This is a genomic window from Streptomyces sp. NPDC014734, assembly GCF_043083325.1.
Lineage (GTDB): Bacteria > Actinomycetota > Actinomycetes > Streptomycetales > Streptomycetaceae > Streptomyces.
In genome coordinates this window covers 139,903-156,939 of the sequence record NZ_JBIBYN010000007.1, presented here as the reverse complement: position 1 = coordinate 156,939, position 17,037 = coordinate 139,903, and the positions used below count along the sequence as shown (strand labels likewise).

Below are 17,037 nucleotides of genomic sequence, written 5' to 3'. Positions count from 1 at the left end.
GGGCGGGGCGGCGGGCGGGCGCGCCCGGCCCCCGGCCGGGGGGGGGGGGGCCCCCGGGGGGCGGGGGGGGGGCCCCCCCCGCGCCCCCCCGGGGGGGGGGGGCCCCCCGGCCGGGGGGGGGCCCCCCCCACCGCGGGCGGGCCGTCAACGGGCCGGCAGTTCCGGCGGATCGCTCGACTCCCGGGCCAGGGCCCTGCGCAGCCAGTCCTGCGACGGCCGTTCCACGAAGCGGTGCACCAGCCAGGCCAGGACGACCAGTCCGCCCGTGGTCACCCCCAGCGTGGGCCAGGCGCCCAGGTGCCCGTAGAGATTGCGGATCACGGCCCAGCCCAGCTCCTCGTGAAGGAGGTAGAGCGGGTAGACCAGGGCCCCGGCGGTGGACAGCCACGCCCAGTCGAGCCAGTCCGTCCTGCGCAGGGCGACGGCCAGTACGAGCAGGTAGAAGACGGTGACCACGGCCAGCGCGATGTACGGATCACGGTCCATGCCCTCGGTGTGACGCAGCTTGTCGGCGTGCTCGACCAGATCGCTCTGCATCACCAGCCAACTCGCGCCCAGCAGGCCCCACAGCTTCAGATCGGGCCCGAAGCGGTACATCAGGTACATGGCGATGCCGGCCACGAAGAGGGCGGTGTTGAGCGGCTGGGCGAAGATCCCGAGCAGTGGCACGTCATGGTCCTGCTGGGCCAGGACGCTCGCCAGCAGCCATACCCAACAGAAGACCGAGACGCGCTGGTAGGAGAGCCCCGTCCGGAGCACCACCAGGAAGAGCAGGTAGAAGGTCAGCTCCACCCAGAGCGTCCAGTAGGCGCCGACCAGGTGCTGCGCGGAGAGCGGTACCTGGAACATCGTGAGGTTGGTCAGCGAGTCACTGATGCTCGGGGCGTGGCGCTGGCCGTCCGGCAGTGTCCGCCAGAGCAGGAAGGCGATGACGGCCGAGAACCAGTAGGCGGGGAAGAGCCGCAGGAAGCGGGCCCGCGCGAACTGTCCGGGGGTGCGGTTCCAGGCCGAGAGGCATATGACGAAGCCGCTGATGATGAAGAAGAGCTGGACCCCGTAGGAGCCGTAGGACGTGATGGGGAAGAGCCAGGGAAACAGCTTCTCCGGGTTCACCCCCCAGTTGGCCCTTGTCGTCGCGTCGACACCGGTGAAGTGGAAGAGCAGGACGGAGAGCGCGGCCAGGACGCGCAGGGCGTCGAGTGCGTGGAGCCGAGGCCGGGCCGACTGTCTCCCGGGCGACTGCGGCGTGTTCGCGACGCTCGTGCTCGGGCTGTCGGTCGTCTGGGCATCGGTCTGGGACATGTACCCCCCACTTGTCGAGCGCCGGTTGATTCCGTGATCAACGTGATCGGTCCGATGCGCCGAACGGCAGGGGGCGGCTCGCCGTGCCGCAGGGGATACGGAACCGATACGGGTGTGCGTCTTCTCGGTGGTTCCCGGACCCGCTCCCGGCGCGACGCGGAACGCCTCGACGGGAGCGGTGCACCGGACAGGCTCAGGAGTCGTGCGCGGAGGAGCCGGTTCGCACGCGAGCGGCCCCTGCCGGATGTCCCCGCCGCGGCGGGGCTCCGTGCCTACGCGTCGCGCTCGGTCAGCTCCCCGTCCTTCTCCTCGTACAGCGCCCCGGTCTGCGGGCACTCCCAGACGCCCGGCTCGCCCGCGCGCTCCACGAGCTTCACCCCGGACCGGCCCACCCAGCCGGCCCGCCGGGCCGGAACGCCCATGACCAGGGCGAAGTCGGGTACGTCCTTGGTGACGACGGATCCGGCCGCCACCATCGCCCAGCGGCCGATCCGCACCGGCGCGACGCACACGGACCGGGCGCCCAGCGAGGCGCCCTCGGCGACCTTCACGCCGACGGCCTCCCAGTCGCCGCCGCGCTTCTGCTTGCCCTCGGGGTCGACGGAGCGCGGGTTGTGGTCGTTGGTGAGGACCACGGCGGGGCCGACGAAGACACCGTCACCGAGCTCCGCCGGTTCGTAGACCAGGGCGTAGTTCTGCAGCTTGACGTTGTCGCCGATGCGTACGTCGGTCCCCACATAGGCGCCGCGGCCCACCACGCAGCCCTTGCCGAGTCTGGCTCCCTCTCGGATCTGGGCGAGTTCCCAGACGCTGCTGCCCTCACCGATCTCGGCGGTGTCGTCGACCTGGGCGGTGGGCTGGACCCTGTAGTTCACTTGTTACGCCTTCCGGAGAACGGACTTGCCCGGGAAGCATACGGTCCACGGGTGCGGCCGTTCGAGCGGCGACCGGGTTCTCGAAGGCCCTGCGGCGCCCCTCGGACTCTCCTCTCGTCGTCGCCGCGGATCCGGACCCGGACCGGGGCCCGGGGCCCGGTTTGACCCCCTCGGACCATGGCCCGTACTCTTGGCCGTCGGCGTGTTCATGTGCGCCTGCCCTCCTGAGCACATCCCTCCCGGTGGTACGTCCCCGGGGGAGGCCGTTCGTCCTTCCGGACCGTCACGGGCCCCCGCCCGTGCGAGTGGCTGGCATCAGGGGATCCGTTCCGAGCGAGAGAGAGATCCGCGTGTACGCCATCGTGCGCAGCGGTGGCCGTCAGCACAAGGTTGCTGTCGGTGACATCGTTGAGGTTGACAAGATTTCCACGGCCAAGGTTGGCGACACGGTCGAGCTCTCGACCCTGCTCGTGGTCGACGGCGACGCCGTGACCAGCGACCCGTGGGTGCTGGCCGGGATCAAGGTCCAGGCCGAGGTCGTGGACCACCACAAGGGCGCGAAGATCGACATCCTTCGCTACAAGAACAAGACCGGCTACCGCCGTCGCCAGGGTCACCGCCAGCAGTACACGGCGATCAAGGTCACCGGTATCCCCACGGCTGCGAAGTAAGGGACTGAGGAGACATGGCACACAAGAAGGGCGCATCGTCCACCCGGAACGGTCGCGATTCCAACGCTCAGCGGCTCGGCGTGAAGCGCTTCGGCGGTCAGGCCGTCAACGCCGGTGAGATCCTGGTCCGCCAGCGCGGCACGCACTTCCACCCGGGCACCGGCGTCGGCCGTGGCGGCGACGACACGCTGTTCGCCCTCACCGCCGGTGCCGTCGAGTTCGGCACGCACCGCGGTCGCAAGGTCGTGAACATCGTTCCGATCGCCGGCTGACTTTCCGGCGCTCGTCGAGCGGTTTCTGCGGAGGCGGACCTCACTTCCCCCACGGGAAGCGGGTCCGCCTTTCGCGTGTTCTCCCAGGAGAGCTCTCTGGTCTGTTCTCCCAGGAGAGCTTCCGCGGGGTTCTCCCCCGGGGGACGGCCTTCTCCTGCGCGGGACGGCACGAGTGAGACATTTCTGTACGCATGTAACTGGAGGTACCGACCATGACCACCTTCGTGGACCGCGTCGAGCTGCACGTCGCCGCGGGTAACGGGGGCCACGGCTGTGCCTCCGTACACCGTGAGAAGTTCAAGCCGCTCGGCGGCCCGGACGGCGGCAACGGCGGGCGCGGCGGCGATGTGACCCTGGTCGTCGACCAGTCCGTCACCACGCTCCTCGACTACCACCACAGCCCGCACCGCAAGGCCACCAACGGGCAGCCCGGCGCGGGGGACAACCGTTCCGGCAAGGACGGGCAGGACCTGGTCCTCCCGGTCCCCGACGGCACCGTCGTGCTCGACCGCGACGGCAACGTGCTGGCCGACCTCGTCGGGCAGGGCACCACCTTCGTGGCAGGGCAGGGCGGCCGCGGCGGTCTCGGCAACGCCGCGCTCGCCTCCGCCCGGCGCAAGGCCCCCGGCTTCGCGCTGCTCGGCGAGCCCGGCGAGTCCCGCGACATCGTGCTGGAGCTCAAGACCGTCGCCGATGTCGCGCTGGTCGGCTACCCGAGCGCCGGGAAGTCCTCGCTGATCTCCGTCCTGTCGGCGGCCAAGCCCAAGATCGCCGACTACCCGTTCACGACGCTGGTCCCGAACCTCGGCGTCGTCACCGCGGGCAGCACCGTCTACACCATCGCCGACGTCCCGGGCCTGATCCCCGGCGCCAGCCAGGGCCGCGGCCTCGGCCTGGAGTTCCTGCGGCACGTGGAGCGCTGCTCGGTCCTCGTGCACGTCCTGGACACCGCGACGCTGGAGTCCGACCGCGACCCGGTCTCCGACCTCGACGTGATCGAGGAGGAGCTGAAGCAGTACGGCGGGCTGGACGACCGGCCCCGCATCGTCGTCCTCAACAAGATCGACATCCCGGACGGCCAGGACCTCGCCGACATGATCCGTCCGGACCTGGAGGCGCGCGGTTACCGCGTCTTCGAGGCTTCGGCCATCGCCCGCACCGGCCTGAAGGAGCTCTCCTACGCGCTCGCGGGCGTCATCGAGGAGGCGCGTGCGGCCAAGCCCGTCGAGGAGGCGACCCGTGTCGTCATCCGTCCGAAGGCCGTCGACGACGCGGGCTTCACCGTCACCCAGGAGGAGGACGGCCTGTACCGGGTGCGCGGCTCCAAGCCGGAGCGCTGGGTCCGGCAGACCGACTTCAACAACGACGAGGCCGTGGGTTACCTGGCGGACCGGCTCAACCGTCTCGGTGTCGAGGACGCGCTGATGAAGGCCGGTGCCCGCACGGGCGACGGCGTGGCCATCGGCGCCGAGGACAACGCGGTCGTCTTCGACTGGGAACCGACCATGGCGGCGGGCGCGGAGATGCTCGGCAGGCGTGGCGAGGACCACCGCTTCGAGGCGCCCCGTCCGGCGGCGCAGCGTCGCCGCGACCGCGAGGCGGAGCGTGACGAGGCGCAGCGGGAGTTCGACGGCTTCAACCCGTTCTGAGGAACGGGCCCGGTCCGGGGCCCGGGGGCGGTCCGGGCCCCGGGCCTTCTCCACTCGCCGGGCGGACGTGTCCCGCACGTCCGCCCGGCGGGTGGCCGCGCGCCGCGGAAAGGATGAGGTGGCACCGCTCAGGGGTGATTCATGCCGCTCGGCCGTGTGGCTTCGGTCACCCGGCCGTGAACCGTCCGTTCCGTTGTTTCCCCTGATCGCAGGGCACCACAAGGTTTCGGCGTGGCGTGCGGCGGTCGACGTCCACCTTGCGAGACGGTAACGGAGAGTGCAACCATCGCTGTGTCTCCCAGCCCTCAAGGTAGGTCGTCCGTGTCTGCTCAGCACATAGCCAAAGCCCGAACCACAGCAGTCGTGCTCGCCGGCGGCACAGGCCAGCGGGTGGGGCTGGCCATTCCCAAGCAGCTGCTGAAGATCGCGGGCAAGGCCGTCATCGAGCACACGCTGTCGATTTTCGAGCAGGCCGACTCGATCGACGACATCATCGTGCTGATGGCGCCCGGCTACGTGTCCGACGTGGAGAAGATCGTCGCCAAGGCCGGGCTCACCAAGGTCACCCAGGTGATCGAGGGCGGTTCCACCCGCAACGAGACCACCGAGCGCGCCATCGCCGCCCTCGGCGAGGGCCTGGCCGAGGGCGAGGACCGCAACGTCCTCTTCCACGACGCCGTGCGCCCCCTGCTCTCGCAGCGCGTCATCAAGGACTGTGTCGACGCCCTGGACCGCTACCAGGCGGTCGACGTCGCCATCCCGTCCGCGGACACGATCATCGTGACCCGCACCCATGGCGACGACGGCGAGTTCATCACCGACGTCCCCGACCGCTCCCGGCTGCGTCGCGGGCAGACACCGCAGGCGTTCAAGCTGTCCACGATCCGCCGGGCGTACGAGGTCGCGGCGGGTGACCCGAACTTCCAGGCCACCGACGACTGTTCGGTCGTCCTGAAGTACCTCCCCGACGTGCCGATCTACGTCGTCGCGGGCGACGAGTACAACATGAAGGTCACCCAGCCGGTCGACGTCTTCATCGCGGACAAGCTCTTCCAGCTCGCCTCCACGGCGGTCCCGCAGCCTGCCGACGACGCCGCCTACCGGGAACTGCTCACCGGGAAGACCCTTGTCGTCTTCGGCGGCTCGTACGGCATCGGCGCGGACATCGCCGCGCTTGCCGAGTCCTACGGTGCCGACGTCTACGCCCTGGGCCGTTCCACCACCGGTACGCACGTGGAGAACCCGGAGGACATCGACGCGGCGCTCTCCAAGGCCCACGCCGACACCGGGCGCATCGACTACGTGGTCAACACCGCGGGCGTGCTCCGGATCGGCAAGCTCGCCGAGACGGACAGCGAGACCATCCAGGAGGCGCTGAACGTTAACTACCTGGCTCCGGTCCAGATCGCCCGGGCCTCGTACCGGTACCTGGCCGAGACCCGGGGCCAGCTGCTGCTCTACACGTCCAGCAGCTACACCCGGGGCCGGGCGGAGTACAGCCTCTATTCCTCCACCAAGGCGGCCATGGTCAACCTGACCCAGGCGCTCTCGGACGAGTGGGCGGGCGAGGGCGTTCGGGTGAACTGCGTGAACCCCGAACGCACCGCCACGCCGATGCGTACGAAGGCGTTCGGCGAGGAGCCCGCGGGTACCCTGCTCTCCTCCGAGGCGGTCGCCCGGACGTCCCTCGCCGTCCTGCTGTCCGAGATGACCGGCCACGTCATCGACGTACGGCAGCAGGACCCGACCCGCGGTGCCTCCGAGGCGTCGGGATTCGAGCAGGCACTGGCCGCCGTCCTGGACCGACAGGCTGATGTGTAATACTGCGTGACAATCGACTATTCGGACCCCTGAAGTCGCCACGCGCGAACTCCAGGGGTCCGAATTCGTGAAGCTCAGGCTTCACAATTCCCTCGCAAGGCAAACAGTCGGCACCCTCGGAAGCGGTACTTCGTGATTTCGAAAGCCATGCGCTTGGCTAGGGTGGGCAGCGGTTCGGAGCTGGCCGCCGCTCTTCTCATGGCTCTGGGCTTCCCGTGCATAATGCTCGCGGCCCTTCTCCCCAATCTCTGGTTCTTCGTCGGCGCCGCCGCGGTCACCTATGCGGCCGATCAGTATCTGCACCGACGCGGCAGCTATTTGGTCAATCGCCTGTCCGCGATTCGCGCGGGGCTCTCGATCCGCTTCCTGGTCCGCCAGCTGCTGCTGATCCTGTTGCTCTCCCGCATGGGGTACGGCGACGACACGCTGTTCTACGCGACCGTCGCGTGCCTGCTGGCCTTCTACGCGCTCCAGGCACCGCAGAGCGCCATAGTGACGCTCATCAAGCACCGCCGCAGGCTTCCGGTCGTCACCCGCAACGTGGACCTGGAGCGGGTGCGGATCCCGGACGCCCCGCGACCGCTCCTGATGAACCGGTCCGCGGAGAAGGCACTGCACCTGGACGTCTTCGCGATGGCGGGTGTCCTGGTCGCGGCGGGGACGGGCGAGGTCCGTGTGGCCTACGCGGGTCTGGCCGTCACCCTGGTGCTGGCCGCCTGCTACCTGCTGGCGCTCCTCCCGTACCTCCGCCCGAAGCGGCAGGTGCCGTCCGACGGCAAGGTGCTGACCGGGGTGAACGCCTGGCTGCGCGAGTACCAGCCGAACGTGGTCCTCTACTTCTCCGGCTCCAAGGACTCGGCCTACCAGGTCAACATGTGGCTGGAGACCATGGGGCAGATGGAGGGCCGCCCGCTGATCCTGCTGCGCGAGCGCATGCTCGTGCCCCAGCTCGGCTCGACGTCGGTGCCGGTGCTCTGTGTGCCCGGTGGCGTGCACCTGATGAACCTGGACCTCTCCACGGTGCGGGTCGCGCTGTACCCGGCCAACGTCGGCAAGAACATCCACCTGCTCCGGGTCCCGACGATGAAGCACGTCTTCATCGGCCACGGCGACAGCGACAAGCTCGCCAGCGTCAACCCGTACAGCAAGGTCTACGACGAGGTGTGGACCGCGGGCCGGGCCGGCCGCGACCGTTACGCGCTGGCGGACGTGGGGGTGCGCGACGAGGACATCGTCGAGGTGGGGCGCCCGCAGCTCGCTCCCATCAAGCCGTGGTCCGGTGCGCCGGGGAACCCGATCCCGACCGTCCTCTACGCCCCCACCTGGGAGGGCTGGGACGACAGCCCGGGCAACACCTCGTTGCTGCTTGCCGGTGAGAACATCGTCAAGCGGCTGCTGAACGCCGAGCAGCCGGTCCGTCTGCTCTACAAGCCGCACCCCTTCACGGGTACCCGCAGTGCCAAGGCCAAGGCCGCGCACCAGCGGATCACCGCGCTGATCCGGAAGGCCGCCGCCGAGCGCGCGAGCGACCCCCGCTGGGCCGAGCAGTCGGCGGCGCTCCAGCCGGTGCGGGCCGAGGCGCGGGCCGAGATGGCGCGTGTCGAGGCACGCCTCGAAGAGCTGTCGAGGGGTGGCCGTGTCGCCGGGGACGAGTCCGAGGAGTCCCGCGACTCGCTTGCCGACCCGGCACGCGAGGCCGAGATCGCGCGGCTGAAGGACGAGTGGAACGCGGCCTCGTGGCGCGCGCTCGGCTGGTGGGAGCACAAGGTGATCACCGGCGCGCGGATGCGGTTGTACGACTGCTTCAACGAGTCGGACGCCATGGTCTCGGACATCTCCAGCGTGGTCTCGGACTTCATCGCGAGCGGCAAGCCGTACGCCGTCACCGACTCGGCGGGCCTGGGCGAGGAGGAGTTCCGGCGGCAGAACACCGCGGTCCGCGCCGCGGTCATCCTGTCCAACGCGGCGACCGAGCTGGACACCCTGCTCACGGCGGTGCGGGAACCCGGGGCGGACGACCTGTCGGCCGACCGGCGCGAACTGAAGGAGTACCTCCTCGGTCCGGACGAGCCCACCTCGATCGAGCAGTTCAACACGGCCGTCGACGCGCTCGCCGCGAAGTCGCGGGCCCGGAACGCGCGGCTGGACAGAGCCATGGGCGCCGCCGTGCGCGGCTGACATCCGTTCGGTCCGTCAGTACGACGATCAGGCCCGGCACAGCCCCTCGGGACTGTGCCGGGCCTTTGTGACGAGTCTCACTTTATGGGCGTGTCGTGCAGGGCAACCAACCCGTGAAGTCGGTTGTCTTCTGATGATGTGAACGACATGCCAATACCTGACGTAACCGTGATCGTCGGCGCGTACGAGGCGATGCCCTACCTCGTGCAGTGCCTCGAATCGGTGGAGGCGCAGACCATCGGCGCCGACCGGATCGAGATCGTGGCAGTCGACGACGGCTCCACCGACGGCACCGGTGAGTACCTGGAGGAGTTCGCGGCCCGGTCCGCGGTTCCGACCAGGGTGGTCAGGCAGGCGAACTCCGGCGGGCCCAGCGGGCCGCGGAACGTGGGACTCGGGCTGGCCCGGGGCCGGTATGTCTTCTTCCTCGACGCGGACGACTACTTCGGCGAGGAAGCCCTGGAGCGGATGGTCGCGATGGCCGACCGGGCGCACACCGATGTGGTGCTCGGCAAGGTGGTCGGCGTGAACCGCTCGGCGCCGCGGTCGATGTGGACGGCGACCAAGGAGCGGGTCGACGTGTACAACTCCAAGGTCATCTACACGCTGAGCGCGCAGAAACTCTTCCGGCGCGAGCTGGTGGAGAGGCTCGGTCTGAGGTTCGACGAGGGACTCAAGACCGGCGAGGACGCGCTCTTCACCATGGAGGCGTACCTGAAGGGTGCCGGCGTCTCCGTCATATCCGACTACGTCTGCTACCACCTGGTCGGCAGGGACGACGGCAAGCAGGTCACCAAGAGCGGCACCTACTTGTGGCGCTTCGATTCCATGCGGGCCATGATGGAGCTCATCCACCGGCTCGAACCCGCCGGACCCAAGCGCGACTTCCTCATGGTCCGCCCTTTCACGGTCGGGACGCTGCAGCAGTTCGGTCCGGTTTTCCTCCGGGATTCCGAAGAGATCCGGCGCCACAAGATGGAACTCGCGGCGCCGCTCATGGAGGCGTACTGGACCGACGGCGTGGCGCGCCACATCAAGGTGGTCGAACGCCTGAGGCTCGCCGCCGTCGCGCGGGGCCGGTCCGACGTACTTGACGACATACTGACCTTCGTCCGGGCGAAATCCGTTCCGGAAGCGGTGAGTTCACGAAAGGGCGACAAGCTCTTTCTGGCATACCCGCACTTCCAGGACCGTTCGAGCGGACTTTCGGATTCTGATTTCGAGGTCACCGTGCCCGACTGGCACGACGGCAAGCGCATCGAACGCCCCAAGGCGGCGGCACGCAGGGCATCCCTGTCCCGGCGCCTGGTCAGGCGCGTGCGGCGGGACGTGCGGCGCTGGAAATCGCGAATCGGATCGAACTGAAAAACATTCCGGCGCCGCCCCGAAAGTGTTTTCGCTTTCCGTTTCGGGGAGTCGCCGTGCCGAGAATTGTGCCGTAATCCTCAGTAGAGTCGCCCAGCAGGTCGCAGCCGCGACAGGACCGACATCTCACCATGAGGACTGGTCACGTGAAGGCTCTCGTACTGTCCGGAGGGGCCGGCACCCGCCTGCGGCCCATCACGCACACCTCGGCCAAGCAACTGGTGCCGGTGGCGAACAAACCGGTGCTGTTCTACGGCCTGGAAGCCATCGCGGACGCGGGCATCACCGAGGTCGGCATCGTCGTGGGCGACACCGCGGAGGAGATCCGGGAAGCGGTCGGCGACGGCTCCCGGCTCGGCATCGAGGTCACGTACATTCCGCAGGAGGAGCCGCTCGGCCTGGCGCACGCGGTGCTGATCGCCCGCGACTTCCTGGGCGACGACGACTTCGTCATGTACCTCGGTGACAACTTCATCGTCGGCGGCATCACCGCACTGGTGGACGCGTTCCGCTCGGACCGGCCCGACGCGCAGATCCTGCTGACCCGGGTGGCCGACCCGAGGTCCTTCGGCGTCGCGGAACTCGATGCCGGAGGCCGGGTGGTGGCCCTGGAGGAGAAGCCGAAGGAGCCCAAGAGCGACCTGGCGCTCGTCGGTGTCTACCTCTTCACCCCCGCCGTCCACGAGGCCGTCCGCTCGATCGATCCCTCCTGGCGCGGGGAGCTGGAGATCACCCACGCCATCCAGTGGCTGATCGACCGGAGGCGAGACGTCCGGTCCACCACGATCCGCGGGTACTGGAAGGACACCGGCAACGTCACCGACATGCTGGAGGTCAACCGCACCGTTCTGGAGACCGTCGTCCCCTCCCACGAGGAGGCCGAGGTCGACGAGGGCAGCGAGATCATCGGCCGGGTACGGATCGAGACGGGCGCCAAGGTCAACGGCAGCCGCATCGTCGGGCCCGCGATCATCGGCGCCCGCTCGGTGATCAGCGGCTCGTACGTGGGTCCGTTCACGTCGATCTCCGAGGACGTGCGCATCGAGGACAGCGAGATCGAGTACTCCATCGTCCTGCGGGGGGCGTCCGTCGCGGGCGTCCGGCGCGTGGAGGCGTCGCTCATCGGCCGTGACGTCGAGGTGACACCCGCCCCTCGTTCCCCGTCCGCCCACCGGCTCGTGCTCGGTGACCACAGCAAGGTGCAGATCTCCTCATGACCACGCGCATCCTGGTGACCGGCGGTGCCGGTTTCATCGGCTCGCACTACGTCCGCACGGTGCTCGGACCCGAGGGCCCCGGCGACCTCGCCGTCACCGTGCTCGACAAGCTCACCTACGCGGGCAACCCGGCCAACCTCGACGAGGTGCGCGACCACCCCGGCTTCGGATTCGTGCGGGGCGACATCTGCGACGCCGACCTGGTCGCCGGGCTGATGGCCGAACACGACCAGGTGGTGCACTTCGCCGCCGAATCCCATGTGGACCGCTCCATCGACGGCGGTGCCGAGTTCGTCCGCACCAATGTCGTGGGCACCCACACCCTGATCCACGCCGCGCACCGGGCCGGCGTCGGGCCCTTCGTGCACATCTCCACCGACGAGGTCTACGGCTCGATCGACGAGGGTTCCTGGCCCGAGACCGACCCGCTCGCGCCCAACTCGCCGTACTCCGCAGCCAAGGCGTCCGGCGACCTGATCGCGCTCTCGTACCACCGCACCCACGGCCTCGACGTGCGGGTGACCCGCTGCTCCAACAACTACGGGCACCACCACTTCCCCGAGAAGGTCATCCCGCTCTTCGTCACCAACCTGCTGGACGGCGAGCCCGTCCCGCTCTACGGCGACGGCGCCAACGTCCGCGACTGGCTGCACATCGACGACCACGTGCGGGGCATCGAACTGGTCCGCACGAAGGGCCGGGCCGGTGAGGTCTACAACATCGGCGGCGGCACCGAGCTCACCAACAAGGAACTCACCGGCCTGCTGCTGGACGCCTGCGGCGCCGACTGGGACACCGGTGTCACCTACGTCGAGGACCGCAAGGGCCACGACCGCCGCTACGCGGTCGACTGCACCAAGATCCGCGAGGAGCTCGGCTACGAGCCCCGCAAGGACTTCCGCACCGGCCTCGCCGAGACCGTGCAGTGGTACCGCGACAACCGCGCCTGGTGGGAACCGCTGAAGGGCAGGGCGGCCCTGTGAACGCCGTCTGGCTGGTCACCGGGGCCGCCGGGATGCTGGGCCGGGACGTGCTGGCCCGGCTCGCCGACGAGGACGTCACCGCGGTCGCCGCGGACCGGGCGGCCGTCGACGTCGCCGATGCCGCGTCGGTGCGGGCGGCCTTCGTACGGCATCGCCCCGCCGTCGTGGTGAACTGCGCCGCCTGGACCGCGGTCGACGACGCCGAGACCCGGGAGGAGGCCGCGCTGCGGGTCAACGGCACGGGCCCCGGGGTCCTCGCCGGGGCCTGCCACGAGCTCGGCGCCGTCCTCCTCCAGGTCTCCACCGACTACGTCTTCGCGGGCGACGCCGCCACACCGTACGCCGAGAACGACCCCACCGGGCCGCGCACCGCCTACGGGCGCACCAAGCTGGCCGGCGAGCGCGCCGTGCTCGACACCCTGCCCGACACCGGCTACGTGGTGCGCACGGCCTGGCTCTACGGGGCGGCCGGCGGCAACTTCGTCCGGACCATGATCGGGCTGGAGGGCGTCAGGGAGACCCTCGACGTGGTCGACGACCAGCGCGGGCAGCCGACCTGGACGGCCGACCTCGCCGACCGGCTGGTCCGGCTCGGCCGGGCCGCTCGTGCGGGCACCGCGCCCGCGGGCGTCTACCACGGCACCAGCGGCGGCGAGACGACCTGGTGCGGCTTCGCCCGGGAGGTCTTCCGGCTGCTCGGCGCCGATCCGGGCCGGGTCCGCCCCACGACCGGCGCTGCCTTCGCGCGGCCTGCTCCCCGCCCCGCGTTCAGCGTGCTGGGACACGAGCGCTGGGCGGCGGCCGGGATCGAACCGATCCGGGACTGGCGGGACGCGTTGGGGGAAGCTTTTCCCGCGCTCATCGCGGCACAGTGAGGGCGATCGTGGAATCATCTTATGAGTTATGGAAATTCAGTTCCCTTCCAAAAAGTGAGTGATACAGGTGCGTGCGGAAGGGAATTCTCACGCGGCGGTGCGGGCATGCGGTAATTTCGCGAGGACCAGTCGGCGCCTTCCGAAGGGCTGCTCCACGTGAACCGCCACGAATTCCTGCGACATCTGCACCGTGTCCACCGTCCCCGGAACTATCTGGAGATCGGGGTCAACGACGGCAGGAGCCTTGCCCTCTCTCGCGTTCCCTCCGTCGCCGTCGATCCCGCCTTCCGGGTGGTCACGGACATCAGCTGCGATGTGCACCTGGTGCGGGCCACGAGCGACGCGTTCTTCGCCCGCAAGGATCCGCTGCTGCACCTGCGCAACGGCCGCAACCCGTTCCGCGCCCTCGCCCGCCGTGACCCGCTCAACGTGTTCGGCGGGGACCCGAAGGTGGAGCTCGCCTTCATCGACGGCATGCACCTCTTCGAGTACGCCCTGCGCGACTTCATGAACGTCGAGAAGCACTCCCGCTGGTCGAGCGTGATCGTGCTCGACGACATGCTGCCGCGCGACATCGACGAGGCGGCCCGCGACCGCCACACCACGTTCTGGACCGGTGACGTCTACAAGGTGGTCCAGGTGCTCCGCCGCTTCCGCCCCGACCTGGTCGTCGTCGAGGTCGACACGGCACCGACCGGGGTGGCCGTCGTGTTCGGCGCCGACCCGGAGAACGAGGTCCTGAGGACCGCGTACGACCGGATCGTCGAGGAGTACGTCGTCCCCGACCCGCAGGACGTCCCCGAGGAAGTACTCGCGCGCAAGAACGCGGTCCGGCCCGAGACGCTGCTCCGCGCCGACTTCTGGCCGGCCCTGGCACGCGCCCGCAATCTGCGCCGCCCCCGTTCGGCGTTGGCTCCCCTGCGCAGGCGCATCGAGGCCGTGACCGGCTGACCGGTCCGGCATGACCGGCCGACCGGCACCGGCCGGTGGAACGGCGCGTGGGCCGCGACCGGCCGGACGGGCCGTGCGAAGCCGCCGGGTCCGTACGGACGGAGGCTTCGCACGGTCCCGGCCCGCTCAGTCCCCGGCGCGCGCCCGCGCGCGGTAGGCCTCGCACGCCTCGTACGAGGGCAGCAGGTCCCGCCGCTCGGCCTCGGCCAGCGTGGGAGCCGCTGCGTCCTTCTCGGACAGCAGCGGGGCGATCCCCTCCGGCCATGCGATGCCCAACTCCGGGTCGAGCGGGTTGATGCCGTGCTCGCGGCCGGGCGCGTAGCCCTCTGAACACAGGTACACCACCGACGCGTCGTCCGTCAGGGCCATGAAGGCATGGCCGAGTCCCTCGGCGAGGTAGACGGCGCGGTGATCCGTGTCATCCAGCCGGACGGCCTCCCACCGCCGGTACGTGGGGGAGCCGGCCCGGATGTCGACGACGACGTCCAGTACCGCGCCCCGTACGCATTTCACGTACTTCGCCTGGCCCGGCGGCACGTCGGCGAAGTGGACGCCGCGCAGAGTGCCCCGGCAGGAGGTGGAGAAGTTGGCCTGGGCGAGCCGCATCGGGTGCCCGGCCGCCTCGTCGAGGTCCGCGGCCCTGTACCACTCGTGGAAACTGCCGCGGCTGTCCGGGAACACCTCGGGCTCGTGCACCCAGGCCCCTGCGATGGAGAGCTGCCGCATGCGATCACGTCCTTTTCGGGTGGGTGTGCTGGTGCTGGGGAGGGCCGTCCCGCCGGGAACGGCGAACCGGTGGGACCGGGATCAGCCGGCGAGGAACCGGTCGGCGAGGCGGCGGGCCCGCTTCCGGCCCCGAGCGGGGAGCCTGCGCACGACGGGGCCGCCGACCCGGCGCAGCGCCCGGCGCAGGGCCGCCTTCCGGCGTCGCGCGACGACTCCGGCCATGACCGACTCCGGAGCCCGGGGCAGTTCCGGATCCGGGTGGATCCGCCCGCCCGCGCCGATGGTGACGGCGCAGAGGCGCAGCGCGGGGTTCTTCTCCCCGTCCAGCCGGACGGAGAGATTCCAAGCGCCTTCCGCGAGGCCGGGGGCGCGTTCCGGGACGACGAGATGGGCCCGGCCGTTCGTCGGGCGCAGCACCGTGCGCAGCGTGTGCACGGCCGGGCCGCCCCCGTCGGCCGGGCTCAGCACCAGCCGGGTGCCGGACGGCGCGGTGGTACGGGTGGTGAGGAGTTCCAGCCGGAGTTCGGGGCGACGGCCCGGTGTCCGTCGCACCGGACGCCCGTCCAGGTGGGCCGCGAGTTTCTTGCCGCGGCGGCCCACGTCGAGCGTGAGGTTGCCGTTCGGGTCGGTGAAGTAGGGGATGACGGCGCGGGCGGGCGAGCCGAGCGACGCGGGCAGGCAGGCCGCGTCCACCTCCGGTGCGCGATCGGCGCCCAGCCGCGCCTTGCGGACCAGGCCCAGACCGCGCATCGGCACCCAGACGTCCCAGAAACCGCGGGAGAGGCGGCCGCGGCCCTCGACGGCCTCCGCGGACACGTGACCGGTGCCGCGCAGCACGATCTCGCAGGTCCCGTCACCGAGGTCGTCGGTCTCCCGGGAGAACGAGGCGGGGCAGGGCCATTCGACGGCCGTCTCACGATTGCGCAGCGACAACTCGGCGGTGAAGCCGTCGATGTCGTCGGTGACGTCAAGGAGTTCGTCCCGCGCCGACAGGCCGCCGCCGTTGTCCGGATGCAGGAAATAGCGGCCGTCCCGGCGCAGCAGCCTCACCGGTTCCCGCCCGTCGCCGTGGACCAGCCGGGCGGTGACGGTGACGGCGACGCGCCCGTCCGGCTGCCAGGCGAACTTCTCCAGGCGGGCCGACGCCGCGACGGTCCCGGCGAAGCGGGCGACGCGGAGGAGCCCCTCCCGGTCGTCCTCGCGCAGGAGCGCGGACCGCACCCGCAGCAGCGGACCGAGGCCGTCGTGCACGCCGTCCGCCATGAAGTCGAGCGCCAGCGGCCTGATCGCGTCGACCATCCGGTGGAAGAAGTCGGACGGGTACCTGACGACCGCCGGCTCGCTCAGCCTGCTCAGCATCTCGACCCGGTAGAAGCGGCGGAGCAGCAGATCCCGGAAGGCGCCCGGCTCGGTGTTCGCCACGACGACGTCCAGGACCTCGCGGAGGTTCCCGTAGTACTCGGACGGGACGATCCTGGTGGAGCCCGCGTTCTTGCCGTCGTCGCGCCGGGAGTAGTGGTAGCAGGTGTAGGTCCCGAGGACCGAGACGACCTTCGCGGGGAAGTACGCCCGCATCATGTACAGCTGGTCCTCCAGCCGGCGCCTGCCCTCGGGGTAGGCGATGCCGTTCTCGCGGAGGAAGTCCGTACGGAACATCTTGTGCGGGGTCAGGCTGTCGTACAGCGGGGCGTCGTGGAGGGTGCACTTCTCGCGGTTCTTCCTGAACACGCCGTGCGGCACGCCCCGGAAGTTGCTGGCCACCTTGCCGATGACGATGTCCGAGCCGTTGCGGTGACCCATCTCGTACAGGCGCCGCAGCGCGTCCGGGGCGAGGTGGTCGTCCTGGTCGACGAACTGCACGTACGCGCCCCTCGCCTCGGACACACCGATGTTGCGGGGTTTTCCCGGCCACCCGGAGTTGGGGATGGTGATCACCCGGACGTGCGGGTGGTCCGCGGCGAGTTTTTCGAGTCGTTCGGGAGTGTCGTCCGTCGACCCGTCGTTGACGAAGAGGATTTCGAACTCGCCCGCGGGGAGGGACTGTCGCAACAGCGAGTCGATGCAGGGGTCGATGTACTTGCCCGGATTGTAAACGGGAATGACGACACTTACTTTGACTGACATCGCTCTTTTCCCATGTCTGAGAGGTCCC

At 70.0% G+C, this 17,037-nt stretch carries 14 protein-coding genes; 10 read left to right on the top strand and 4 right to left on the bottom strand.

Going from position 1 to position 17,037, the window contains the following annotated elements:
- Positions 1–144: 144 nt before the first annotated feature.
- Entirely contained in the window at positions 145–1,302 is a 1,158-nt protein-coding gene (locus ACF1CT_RS14235) for an acyltransferase family protein (protein WP_391784094.1), read from the bottom strand.
- A gap of 272 nt (positions 1,303–1,574) precedes the next feature.
- A complete protein-coding gene (locus ACF1CT_RS14230) occupies positions 1,575–2,177 on the bottom strand; it encodes an acyltransferase (protein WP_391784093.1) in 603 nt (200 codons plus the stop codon).
- 350 nt (positions 2,178–2,527) lie between these two features.
- On the opposite strand from ACF1CT_RS14230, the gene rplU reads away from it, so the two are divergent.
- The 10 genes from rplU to ACF1CT_RS14180 all read left to right on the top strand — a co-directional run bounded on the left by rplU (position 2,528) and on the right by ACF1CT_RS14180 (position 14,159).
- Complete coding sequence (gene rplU / locus ACF1CT_RS14225) at positions 2,528–2,848, top strand: 50S ribosomal protein L21 (protein WP_045947825.1); 321 nt, start codon at positions 2,528–2,530, stop codon at positions 2,846–2,848.
- 14 nt (positions 2,849–2,862) lie between these two features.
- Positions 2,863–3,120: a 50S ribosomal protein L27 gene (gene rpmA / locus ACF1CT_RS14220; protein WP_376235479.1), complete on the top strand. Its 258-nt coding sequence runs from the start codon at positions 2,863–2,865 to the stop codon at positions 3,118–3,120.
- Between the two features lie 212 nt (positions 3,121–3,332).
- Positions 3,333–4,769, top strand: a complete 1,437-nt coding sequence (obgE, locus tag ACF1CT_RS14215) for a GTPase ObgE (RefSeq protein WP_391784092.1) — start codon at positions 3,333–3,335, stop codon at positions 4,767–4,769.
- A 321-nt stretch (positions 4,770–5,090) separates the two neighbouring features.
- Positions 5,091–6,590: a D-ribitol-5-phosphate cytidylyltransferase gene (locus ACF1CT_RS14210; protein ID WP_391784091.1), complete on the top strand. Its 1,500-nt coding sequence runs from the start codon at positions 5,091–5,093 to the stop codon at positions 6,588–6,590.
- Between the two features lie 147 nt (positions 6,591–6,737).
- Entirely contained in the window at positions 6,738–8,768 is a 2,031-nt protein-coding gene (locus tag ACF1CT_RS14205; RefSeq protein WP_391784090.1) for a hypothetical protein, read from the top strand.
- A 138-nt stretch (positions 8,769–8,906) separates the two neighbouring features.
- Positions 8,907–10,133: a glycosyltransferase family 2 protein gene (locus ACF1CT_RS14200; RefSeq protein ID WP_391784089.1), complete on the top strand. Its 1,227-nt coding sequence runs from the start codon at positions 8,907–8,909 to the stop codon at positions 10,131–10,133.
- Positions 10,134–10,279: 146 nt separating this feature from the next.
- Complete coding sequence (locus tag ACF1CT_RS14195; RefSeq protein WP_391784088.1) at positions 10,280–11,350, top strand: glucose-1-phosphate thymidylyltransferase; 1,071 nt, start codon at positions 10,280–10,282, stop codon at positions 11,348–11,350.
- On the top strand, positions 11,347–12,333 hold the full coding sequence (rfbB, locus tag ACF1CT_RS14190) for a dTDP-glucose 4,6-dehydratase (RefSeq protein WP_391784087.1): 987 nt from the start codon (positions 11,347–11,349) through the stop codon (positions 12,331–12,333). Before ACF1CT_RS14195 ends, rfbB begins: the two co-directional genes overlap by 4 nt.
- Positions 12,330–13,208 carry a dTDP-4-dehydrorhamnose reductase gene (rfbD, locus tag ACF1CT_RS14185; protein ID WP_391784086.1) on the top strand — a complete coding sequence of 293 codons (879 nt, stop codon included), beginning with the start codon at positions 12,330–12,332 and terminating at the stop codon, positions 13,206–13,208. The genes rfbB and rfbD overlap by 4 nt, the downstream gene beginning before the upstream one ends.
- A gap of 156 nt (positions 13,209–13,364) precedes the next feature.
- Positions 13,365–14,159, top strand: coding sequence for a class I SAM-dependent methyltransferase (locus ACF1CT_RS14180; RefSeq protein ID WP_391784085.1), 795 nt, complete (start codon positions 13,365–13,367; stop codon positions 14,157–14,159).
- Between the two features lie 126 nt (positions 14,160–14,285).
- On the opposite strand, the gene rfbC is transcribed toward ACF1CT_RS14180, so the two are convergent.
- Together rfbC and ACF1CT_RS14170 are read right to left on the bottom strand one after the other, a co-directional pair.
- Positions 14,286–14,885: a dTDP-4-dehydrorhamnose 3,5-epimerase gene (gene rfbC / locus ACF1CT_RS14175; protein WP_391784084.1), complete on the bottom strand. Its 600-nt coding sequence runs from the start codon at positions 14,883–14,885 to the stop codon at positions 14,286–14,288.
- Between the two features lie 81 nt (positions 14,886–14,966).
- Complete coding sequence (locus tag ACF1CT_RS14170) at positions 14,967–17,009, bottom strand: glycosyltransferase family 2 protein (protein ID WP_391784083.1); 2,043 nt, start codon at positions 17,007–17,009, stop codon at positions 14,967–14,969.
- Positions 17,010–17,037 lie beyond the last annotated feature (28 nt).

Coding starts and splice junctions, on each gene's coding strand:
- ACF1CT_RS14235 (WP_391784094.1), bottom strand. CDS start 1,302: ATGTCCCAGACCGATGCCCAGACGACCGACAGCCCGAGCACGAGCGTC.
- rpmA (WP_376235479.1), top strand. CDS start 2,863: ATGGCACACAAGAAGGGCGCATCGTCCACCCGGAACGGTCGCGATTCC.
- obgE (WP_391784092.1), top strand. CDS start 3,333: ATGACCACCTTCGTGGACCGCGTCGAGCTGCACGTCGCCGCGGGTAAC.
- ACF1CT_RS14205 (WP_391784090.1), top strand. CDS start 6,738: ATGCGCTTGGCTAGGGTGGGCAGCGGTTCGGAGCTGGCCGCCGCTCTT.
- rfbB (WP_391784087.1), top strand. CDS start 11,347: ATGACCACGCGCATCCTGGTGACCGGCGGTGCCGGTTTCATCGGCTCG.
- rfbC (WP_391784084.1), bottom strand. CDS start 14,885: ATGCGGCAGCTCTCCATCGCAGGGGCCTGGGTGCACGAGCCCGAGGTG.
- ACF1CT_RS14170 (WP_391784083.1), bottom strand. CDS start 17,009: ATGTCAGTCAAAGTAAGTGTCGTCATTCCCGTTTACAATCCGGGCAAG.